This is a genomic window from Atopococcus tabaci DSM 17538 (assembly GCF_000429585.1).
Taxonomy (GTDB): domain Bacteria; phylum Bacillota; class Bacilli; order Lactobacillales; family Carnobacteriaceae_A; genus Atopococcus; species Atopococcus tabaci.
Window position 1 is genome coordinate 1 of sequence record NZ_AUCD01000074.1, and the last position, 10340, is coordinate 10340.

The window sequence follows — 10340 nt, forward strand, 5'->3', positions numbered from 1 at the left end:
CATCAATTGGTTGAAAACAGTGGTCAAAATATTTTTAGAAACTTCATCTTTTACCGAATGTTCAATAATACTTTGAACCTCTTCGTTGTTCAGTGTAAAATGTACTTGGGTCATGTAACGTCCTCCTGGGTATGTTTTTGTGGTTAAAAACATTGTACCGTAAAAGGGCTGTTACATGGCCTTTTATCTTTTACACAATTATATGGACTTTATCTCTATATTGGTGGGAACACTTCTATCGTTGCTTGAGTCTTATTCGTTGCTCGTCTACACAGCACACAATTTAATATTATACCATGTTTAGCGAAAGAATACATTCTTCCATTCTGTAAATCTTTCTTGCATCACGGAGTCAAAATAATGGCAACTGCTTCTTTGAGATGATAAAGTAAACATAGAGAAAAGGAACTGAGCCAGGTTCATGCACCATGTGTTCATGCAAAAAGTGAAAGCAGTCAATTTGTTTCGAATGCCGTGTTCACCACAATCGTTGAAATGGAAGAATAAATCAGAAGGAATGAAAAACCAGCATCTATCACATGCAGTTTGACTCTCGTCCCATTTATTCTGACCGAAACCAATTAACGCTCTAACGGTTCAGTTTCCTTTTCTGCGTCAAAGAAGGAGCTTGGGAATTTCCCCAAGCTCCTTTTTCATGCATCCGTTTATTTCACAAACATAGCGTCTCCGAAACTAAAGAAACGATACCGCTCTTCCACGGCATGTTTGTATGCATCCAAAATCAACTCCCGGCCTGCAAAGGCACTTACCAACATTACCAAAGTTGACTTCGGCAAGTGGAAGTTGGTCAAAAAGGCGTCAACCACTTTGAATGTGTATCCCGGAGCGATGAAAATATCGGTCCATCCGCTGTCGGCTTGAAGTTTGCCGTCAAATTTCGTCCCGATGGTTTCCAATGTCCGAATTGAAGTTGTCCCAACAGCGATGATTTTATTTCCGTTCTCACGGACTTTGTTCAATGTGTCGGCCGCTTCTTGGTTCAATTGGTAAAATTCCGCGTGCATCTTGTGCTCTTCGATATTGTCTACACTGACTGGACGGAATGTTCCCAGTCCCACATGCAAGGTCAAAAAGACCAAGTGAACACCTTTTTTCTGGATGGCTTCTAATATTTCTTCCGTGAAATGCAAACCGGCGGTCGGCGCAGCAGCCGAGCCGTTTTCTTTTGCATACACGGTTTGATAGCGGTCCGGATCGTCCAAACGCTCTTTGATATAAGGCGGCAGCGGCATTTCCCCCAGCGATTCCAACACTTCTAAAAAGATGCCGTCATATGAAAATTCCACAATGCGTCCGCCATGCTCTAATTCTTCCGTCACAACGGCTTTCAAGCGGCCGTCACCGAACTCAATGACCGTTCCTTTTTTAGCTCTTTTAGCCGGTTTTACAAGTGTTTCCCAAGTATCACCGTCCATGTTGTTCAACAACAACACTTCCAAATGACCCCCGGTATCTGGCTTCACCCCATACAACCTGGCCGGAAGAACGCGTGTATTGTTCATGACCAATGCATCTCCGGGATTTAACTGCTCAATGATGGCCGGGAACCTTTCATCAGTGTATTCTTTCTTTTCATGATCCACAATCATCATTCGTGATTCGGAGCGGTTTTTCAATGGAGTCTGCGCTATTAATTCTTCAGGTAATTCGTAATCAAAATCCTCTGTCGTCAGCATGTTGCCATCCTTCTTTCATTCAAATAACTTTGTTTCACTTGTCCCCATCTGTCGGAATCGGGAAACCTAGGTGCTCGTATCCATAATGAGTGACAACCCGGCCTCTCGGGGTCCGTTGAATGAACCCTGCTTGGAGGAGATATGGCTCCACCATATACGCGATGGTTTCAGTTTCCTCACCGATGTTTGCTGCCAGGGTGGAAAGGCCGACAGGTCCACCATTGTACATCTCAATCATTGTGAGCAGCATCCGGTGATCCAATGAATCCAGTCCCTCTGCATCCACACGCAGAAGTTCCAACGCTTCAGAAGCAGCTTCACTTGTGACCACTCCCGATCCTTCCACTTCCGCAAAATCCCTCACCCGTTTCAATAAACGGTTCGCAATCCGCGGAGTGCCTCTGGAACGACGTGCGACTTCAAGCGCTCCTTCCTCATGAATTGGAGTCTGGAGCACATCCGCAGAACGCAGAACGATTTCCTTGAGCTCGTCAACGCTGTAGTATTCCATATGGGCCACAATGCCAAATCGGTCTCTTAAAGGCGCCGACAACATTCCAGCCCTCGTCGTCGCTCCGACCAATGTGAACGGCGGAAGCGGGAAATGGACCGGGTGGGCATTCGCCCCTTCCCCTACGATGATATCGATGTAATAATCTTCCATCGCAGAATACAAGACTTCTTCCACCAGCCGCGGCATACGATGAATTTCATCAATAAATAACACATCTCCAGGTTCCAATTCATTCAAGAGAGCCACCAAGTCGCCAGATTTTTCAATAGCTGGTCCGCTCGTTGTGCGGATATTGACGGCCATTTCATTGGCAACAACCATGGCCATCGTTGTTTTCCCCAGTCCGGGAGGTCCATACAAAAGCACATGGTCCAACGCTTCTTCCCTTTTTTTGGCCGCTTCGATGTAGATGGACAATTCCCGTTTTATTTTATCTTGTCCGATGTATTGTTTCAACCACCGGGGACGAAGGGACTTTTCAATGACCGCTTCTTCTTCATTTTGCGCATCAGCGGAAATCATTCTATCTTCTGCAGACATGTGTGCACCTCATTTCACTGCTCATCGTTTCGTCAACAACCTCAAACCTTCTCTTAAATAGGCGTCTGTTGTGGAAGCGTCCATTGTTTCCAAATGTTTTTTGACTTTGGCTGCTTCTTTTTTGCTGTATCCCAATGCAAGCAGTGCTTCAACCGCTTCTGAGAGCTCTTTGTTGGTCTCCTCATCCGCAGAGAGAGCAGCTGCTGGGCGGGCATCTCCTCCAGGCAACTCTAAATCGCCCAGTTTGCCTTTCAAATCCAACACCAGTTGACCGGCCGTTTTTTTGCCGACTCCGGGAAATTTCATCAAAAAGGCGACATCGTCGTTTTCGATCGCTTGAACCAATCCGGAATGGTCTTCATTGGCAAGAATCGCCATGGCGCTTTTCGGTCCGATTCCGGACACTCTTACCAATTTTAAGAACAGTTGTTTTTCTTGATAGTTTCTAAAGCCATACAGCAACATCGCATCTTGGCGGATATCATGATACACATAAATGGTGGCTTCTTCGCCCATTTTATCCGTATACCGGTATGGATTCGCCATATACAGCAGATATCCAACACCGTTACTTTCCAATACCAAATAAGCCGGCGCGATGTATGTAACTTTCCCTTTGATATACTCAAACACGGCTTTTTCTCCATTTCTATTTCATTTTACTGGGACATATGTTCCCATATTTGCTATTCTACCACAAATACAGCTGTAATGAAGGTGTACACGAAAAAAAGCGAAGCAAGCAACTACGCTTCCTTCGCTTTTTGACACTAATTGTTTTCGAAAAGATACTTGTATTCGCCGTATCCTTCTTCTTCCAAACGTTCGGCAGGAACAAAGCGCATCGCGGCTGAGTTGATGCAATAGCGCAATCCGCCCGCTTCTTGTGGTCCATCATTAAATACATGTCCAAGATGCGAATCTGCTTCTTTGCTGCGGACTTCCGTACGAATCATGCCGTATTTCATGTCCAACTTCTCTTTCAAGTCTTGTTTCTCGATTGGTTTGGTAAATGAAGGCCAACCGCATCCGGCATCGTATTTATCGGTCGAGGAAAACAATGGCTCCCCGCTGACCACATCTACATAGATACCGTCTTCATAGAAATCATCGTACTCTCCTGTAAAAGGAGCTTCAGTGGCTTCATTTTGCGTGACTTCGTATTGTTCACGCGTCAATCGTTTTTTCAACTCTTCTTTGTCATACGCTTTTTTCATCAGAACTTTCCCTCCTGATCATTTCCGATTAAACAGGTCGCCTAGTTTATCTAATGGACCTTCTTTGCTGTCTTTTGAATCCTGGCCTCCTAGAAATCCAGAAATCAGGCTCGACGCATTAAACCCGGATTGCTTTTGCATATCTCCACTGAAACCAGAGAGAAGACTGGAAATGCCGCTAGCACCTAACGATCCTGAACCTTTCTTTTTCGCCAACATGCTTAGTGCAATAGGTGCAATCAATTTCAAAATCGTGCCGACTTTTGACTGTTCCACGCCGGTGTCTTTGGACAATTGGGACTCCACATCTCGTTGTTGGTTTCCGAAGGCCATGTCCAACAATTGGCCGCCTTCATCTGGGTTGGACTTTTGGAATAAATTGGGCAGATTGGCCACATCGTCTTTTTCATGCTTTTCAATCGATGACGCCAACCGGGCCGAAGTATCGGAATCTTTTGCTGTGCGCTGATTCAATCCTTCCATAATCAACGGCAGGCCTTTTTGTGCGACTTTTTGTACTTCAGAAGGCTGCGCATTTGCCCGCGTGCCTACATGTTTCAGATTGTCTTGATTGGTTAATTGATTCAATACAGTCGAAATAATGTCCATGGTGCCGCTCCCTTCTCTTTCTTTCTACTCAGTTTATTTTAACGCAAAAAGGCGAAAGACAGCAATTTTTCCGCTTGTTGCTTTTGTCGCGGAGGACCTTAATTTCGGTCTTGGATCCGTTTGAACATCTTCTCCATGTCTTGAGTGGAGAAATGAACCAAGACCGGACGTCCATGCGGGCAATTGTAAGGATTTGCTGCCTTAGCCAAATCCACCAATAGCGCACGTGCCTGTTGGTCTCCCAAATAATGGTTGGCTTTGATGGACCGTTTGCAGCTCATCATGATGGCGGTCGCTTCTCTAAAGTCAGACACACTGATACTCTGCTTTTGCAGCAAGAAATCAATCATTTCTTTGGCGGTCGCTTCCTCCTGTCCCGGAAGGAACCAAGAAGGGTGACTTCTTAAGAGAAAGGCATTTTCACCGAAACCTTCCAAATGTAACCCGGCTTTTTCCAGTGTTTCTTTGTGATCTTGGATGATCAGACAATCGCTGGTCGTATATTCCAAGACAAGCGGGACCAACAATTCCTGTTGCGCAGTTCCTATTTCACCGATGCGGCTACGGTAATATTCATACTTAATTCGTTCCTGTGCGGCATGTTGGTCGATGATGTACAGCCCCTCTTCGTTCTGAGCAAACAAATAGGTGCCGTGCATCTGACCGATGTATTCCAGTTCAGGGAATGGCTTTCCTGCAGCCTGTTCTTCCCGTTTCTTCAACTTTTGGGCTGTCGTCAACGGCGACTCTGTCACATGCTCTTCGGCCAGCTCCTGGTCATTGAGAGGCACTGCGCCCGCCTGCAGTGACGGCTTCCTCTCTATCGAAGAGAAAGGCTCCTCCACACGATTCCCAGGCGGTTGGTTTTCTTGTTCCACATAACCGTTGTCTTCATCTTGCCGTCTCCCTTGTGGATCGACAGACGACTCAGTTTGCCAAGATTTGTACCTCTCTGTCCGATTCCCAACGAAAGAATCAGGTGTATACGGTTTGTCTTCTGAAACAGACGGTTCACGAAAATCTATTTTGGTTTGTTCGTACTTTGGAGCAGGCTGCTTTTTGGCACTGTTCATGTTCTCCAGAGCATGCGGTATACGTTGTTCTTTGTTCATCCGCGTATTGATGGCTTGTTTGATCAACTGCCCCAGTTCGTCTTCGCGGCTGATACGGATTTCCTGCTTAGTGGGATGAACGTTCACATCCAGCAGCAATGGATCCATTTCAATATTTACCACTGCAACCGGATGCCGTCCAATCATCAACTTCGAGCCGTAGCCAGTTTCAATCGCTCTGCTCAACGCCATATTGCGAATGAAACGGCCATTGACAATCAGCGTCATATAATTCCGGCTGGCACGGGTGACTTCAGGAAGGGACACGTACCCTGAAACCCGGAAATCCAAATTCTCTGAAGATACCGCGCGCATCTTCTTCGCTGTTTCTACTCCGTATACTCCGGCAATGGCTTGACGCAAATCGCCATTGCCTACAGTCCGAATCATTTGGTTTCCATCATGGACCAGGCGAAATGCGATGTGAGGATGTGCCAATGCGAATCGGTTCAAAATATCCGTTATATTAGCCAATTCTGTCTTCAACGTCTTGATATATTTCAAGCGGGCTGGTGTGTTGAAAAACAAGTTCTCCACTGTGACGGTCGTCCCTTTACGAGAAGCAGCTGGTTTTTCTTCTTCCACTGCGCCGCCTTTTAGTGAAATATGCTTTCCCTCTCCTTCACCGGTTGACGTTTCAAGCGTCAACTCAGAAACGGAGGCGATACTGGGTAGGGCCTCTCCTCGGAAGCCGAGGGTACGGATACGGAACAAATCTTCATCGTACTGCAACTTACTGGTGGCGTGGCGTTGGAACGCCTTACCTGCCTCTTCAGGGGGAATGCCGTCACCGTTGTCCCGGACTTCGATTTTTCTCAGTCCCGCTTCTTCCACCGACACGTCGATTTGTGTGCTGTGGGCGTCAATGGCGTTTTCCACCAGTTCCTTCACAACGGAAGCCGGGCGTTCAATCACCTCACCGGCAGCTATTTGGTCTGCCAGTCTGGAAGAAAGGACACGTATGCTGTTCATCGCTGTCCCCTCCTTTCTTTATTTTTGCAGCAAAATCTTTTGAATCTCAGACAACTTATTCAACGCTTCCAGCGGTGTCATGTTCATGATTTGCAAAGTTTTTAATTCATTCAATACTTGCTCGTCTTCTGAATCAACTGTACTGAAAAGTGAAAGCTGTCCATCTGTCTGGGTTGGAACCGGCTCTTCTTGCATTTCGACAGCAGGTTCCGATGTCTCTTCTGCGAATAACGACTTGCCTTTTTGCTCCAATTCGTCCAATATTTCCGCTGCGTTTTTCAAGAGAGGGTTCGGCAGGCCGGCTAATTTTGCCACCTGGATGCCGTAACTTTTATCTGCGGCGCCTCTTTCCAGTTTGTGCAAGAAAACCAAATCGCCGTCTTCTTCTACGGCGCCTACATGTACGTTTTTCAAACGCGGCAGCCGCTCTTCCAAAATGGTCAGCTCATGATAATGGGTGGAAAACAGCGTCTTAGCCTTAATGACGTCGTGCACATATACGATGATCGCTTCTGCAAGCGCCATTCCGTCATACGTGGCTGTTCCCCGTCCGAGTTCATCAAACAACAGCAAACTACGCGGCGTGGCGTGCTTGAGTGCATGGTTGGCTTCCATCATTTCCACCATGAACGTACTCTGCCCGCCAATCAAATCATCCATCGCCCCGATGCGGGTGAAGATTTGATCGAAAATCGGAAGTTCCGCATGGCTTGCAGGGACAAAACACCCCATTTGGGCCATGATAACCGTCAAAGCCAACTGACGCATGTAGGTACTTTTCCCGGACATGTTGGGCCCTGTAATCAACAGCACGTCGGTTTCAGGATCCAATTGCACATTGTTGGGAACGTACGACTGGTCGCCCATCACTTTTTCCACTACCGGATGCCGTCCGTCTTGAATATTCACATGCTGCGAATCGGTATGGAAAGACGGTTTGACGTATTGGTACCGTTCGCTGACTTCCGCAAAAGACTGCAACACGTCAATCTCTGAAACCTTCTTGGCCAAGTGCTGCAGCCGTTCAATGTGCTGCTTGACTTGCTCGCGCACTTCCAAAAAGAGTTCGTACTCCAACGCCTTGGACTTGTCTTCAGCTTCCAAAATCAAGCTTTCTTTTTCCTTCAACTCCGGAGTGATGAATCGTTCCGCATTGGTCAATGTCTGTTTTCTTTCATAACGGTCATCTTCTAAATGCTTTAAGTTTGCCTTGGTGACTTCGATGTAATACCCAAACACTTTATTGAATCCGACTTTCAGATTTTTGATCCCGGTGTGTTCACGCTCTTCTTTTTCTAGATTGGCAATCCATTTTTTCCCGTTGCGCATCGCATCCCGGTACTCATCCAGCTTTTCATTGTATCCGTCTTTGATGACATCGCCTTCCGTCACCGAAATGGGCGGTTCTTCTACAATGGCATGTTCAATCAGCCATGAGACTTCTTTCACCGGATCCAATGCCCTCAGCATCTCGTCCCATACGCCATCGTTCATCATGGAGAGGACTTCTTTTATTTGCGGAATTTGTTTGAGGGAGTTTTTCAGTTGAATCAAATCCCGGCCGTTGACCGTTCCGAAAGCCACTCTTCCGGCGAGACGTTCCAAGTCGTAGACTCGAGTCAACAATTCAGCTAAGTCTGTTCGCTCAAAGAAATGGTTGATTAAATTTTCAACCAGACTCTGCCGTTTTTCGATGTTGCTTTTTTCAATCAAGGGTTTATCGATCCACTGCTTCAACAAGCGTCCGCCCATGGCTGTTTTTGTTTCATCCAACAACCAAAGCAGCGTTCCACTTTTGGCGCCTTCTTTTAAAGACGTCAATAGTTCCAAGTTGCGGCGCGCACCAGGTCCCATCCTTAGATAATGAGAAGCCGTATAGACTTCCGCCGGCTGCAAGTGGTCCAAACTTCTCATCTGTGTATCGGATAAATAGTTCAGCAATAACGCCAGCACATGCTGGATTCCCTCATCTTCAATGCCTTCCGTCCACTCATCATATTGATGGTTCTCATAAGGCGTGCGCGGCGTAGACACAACAATGCCAAGCTCTTTTTGTACTTGTTGTTGGAATGCTTCTTCCTTATCTGCAAACAGCACTTCTTTTGTCTGCAACGCAGCGAGTTCGTTGATGACTTCCTCCTGTCCGTTCAGGCGGGTTGCTTTCAACTCTCCTGTTGACAAATCCGTAAAGGCCAAATAATACGTTTGTTCGATTTTAGAAACAGCACTGAGGAAGTTGTTTTCTTTTGCTTCGAGGGAGTTCTCCTGCATCACCGTCCCGGGAGTGATTAATTGGACGACTTCGCGTTTCACCATCCCTTTCGCTTCTTTTGGATCTTCCACTTGTTCACACAAGGCCACTTTGTACCCTTTTTCGATCAATCGGTCAATGTAGTGCTGAGCAGAGTGATGCGGCACCCCACACATTGGAATCGGGTCGTCTGCATTCCGATTTCTGCTGGTTAAGGTCAATTCCAAGACCTGGGCACCTTTGACGGCATCCTCATAAAACATTTCATAAAAGTCACCTAATCGATAGAACAAAAATGCATCCGGATATTGTTCTTTAATTTGATGATACTGCTCCATCATAGGAGTTAATTTCGTTTTTTGTGGCATATGACTCACCTAATTTCTACTTTTTTTCATTCTTTCTGTCCGTTCTTTTATCCATAAAAAGGATGATCGTCATTGATCAATATAGGTTTGATTGAAACAGCTCTTCCAGAACGCGGATCCAGTTCAAGACAGCAGCCGCTTAAAATGCTTCTGCCTTGTTTCGGCACTTCAAATCGAGTGGGCAGATTTGTCAAAAACCGCTGCAACACCTTTTCTTTTTCCATTCCAAGTACTGCATCATACGGCCCAGTCATGCCTGCATCCGTCAAATAAGCCGTCCCTTGTGGCAATATCCGTGCATCGTTTGTTTGCACATGGGTATGGGTTCCTACCATTGCGGAGACACGGCCGTCCACATACCAACCCATCGCTTGCTTTTCACTCGTGGTTTCAGCATGGAAATCGATGAAAATAAAAGGCGTTTGTTTGGATGCCTCTTTAATCAATTCGTCCGCTTTACGGAACGGGTCGTTCAAGTCCGGCATGAACGTGCGCCCTTGAAGATTGATGACTGCCAATTTGAGTTGATTGACATTCACATACACCATTCCTTGTCCCGGTGTCGTGTCTTCCGGAAAATTGGCTGGACGAACCAGCTTTTTCGCGTCATCGATGAAGTCAAAAATTTCCCGATTGTCCCACGTGTGGTTTCCCATCGTGATGACATCCGCCCCCGCTTGAAGGAATTGTTTGTAAATTTTTTCAGTGATTCCCCGACCTGCAGCTGCATTTTCTCCATTCAAAATCGTTACTTGCGGTTTGTATTTATTTTTCAGTAGCGGGAGGTACTTATCCACTGCTTCTCTTCCAATTGACCCGACTACATCGCCGATAAACAATACTTTCATTTTTTTCCTCTTCTCGTTTTAATAACATCACGCTTATTTTATCATACTTTATCTTATGACATCTAAAGACCTATGTATATAGCCCATTAATACGAAAAAACTGAAACAACCGGAAAATGGTTCTATAATATTTGGTGTTGGTGAATCAAAATGATTCGCTGATACCTTTTTTGTATTTAAAATGCAAAAAGGTCAGTGAACCCCTATAATTA

At 46.0% G+C, this 10340-nt stretch carries 8 protein-coding genes; all 8 read right to left on the reverse strand.

All coding sequences use genetic code 11. The features are described from left to right. Nucleotides 1-665: 665 nt before the first annotated feature. Nucleotides 666-1697, reverse strand: a complete 1032-nt coding sequence (gene queA / locus G470_RS0109845; RefSeq protein ID WP_028274675.1) for a tRNA preQ1(34) S-adenosylmethionine ribosyltransferase-isomerase QueA — start codon at nucleotides 1695-1697, stop codon at nucleotides 666-668. A 34-nt stretch (nucleotides 1698-1731) separates the two neighbouring features. After that, a complete protein-coding gene (gene ruvB / locus G470_RS0109850; protein ID WP_028274676.1) occupies nucleotides 1732-2751 on the reverse strand; it encodes a Holliday junction branch migration DNA helicase RuvB in 1020 nt (339 codons plus the stop codon). A gap of 21 nt (nucleotides 2752-2772) precedes the next feature. Further along, nucleotides 2773-3384, reverse strand: coding sequence for a Holliday junction branch migration protein RuvA (gene ruvA, locus G470_RS0109855; RefSeq protein ID WP_028274677.1), 612 nt, complete (start codon nucleotides 3382-3384; stop codon nucleotides 2773-2775). A gap of 137 nt (nucleotides 3385-3521) precedes the next feature. After that, a complete protein-coding gene (msrB, locus tag G470_RS0109860; protein WP_028274678.1) occupies nucleotides 3522-3968 on the reverse strand; it encodes a peptide-methionine (R)-S-oxide reductase MsrB in 447 nt (148 codons plus the stop codon). 18 nt (nucleotides 3969-3986) lie between these two features. Continuing rightward, nucleotides 3987-4577 carry a DUF937 domain-containing protein gene (locus tag G470_RS0109865; protein WP_028274679.1) on the reverse strand — a complete coding sequence of 197 codons (591 nt, stop codon included), beginning with the start codon at nucleotides 4575-4577 and terminating at the stop codon, nucleotides 3987-3989. 98 nt (nucleotides 4578-4675) lie between these two features. Beyond that, on the reverse strand, nucleotides 4676-6661 hold the full coding sequence (gene mutL, locus G470_RS0109870) for a DNA mismatch repair endonuclease MutL (RefSeq protein WP_028274680.1): 1986 nt from the start codon (nucleotides 6659-6661) through the stop codon (nucleotides 4676-4678). Nucleotides 6662-6679: 18 nt separating this feature from the next. Beyond that, a complete protein-coding gene (mutS, locus tag G470_RS0109875) occupies nucleotides 6680-9280 on the reverse strand; it encodes a DNA mismatch repair protein MutS (protein ID WP_028274681.1) in 2601 nt (866 codons plus the stop codon). A gap of 47 nt (nucleotides 9281-9327) precedes the next feature. Beyond that, nucleotides 9328-10128, reverse strand: coding sequence for a TIGR00282 family metallophosphoesterase (locus G470_RS0109880; RefSeq protein ID WP_028274682.1), 801 nt, complete (start codon nucleotides 10126-10128; stop codon nucleotides 9328-9330). Nucleotides 10129-10340 lie beyond the last annotated feature (212 nt).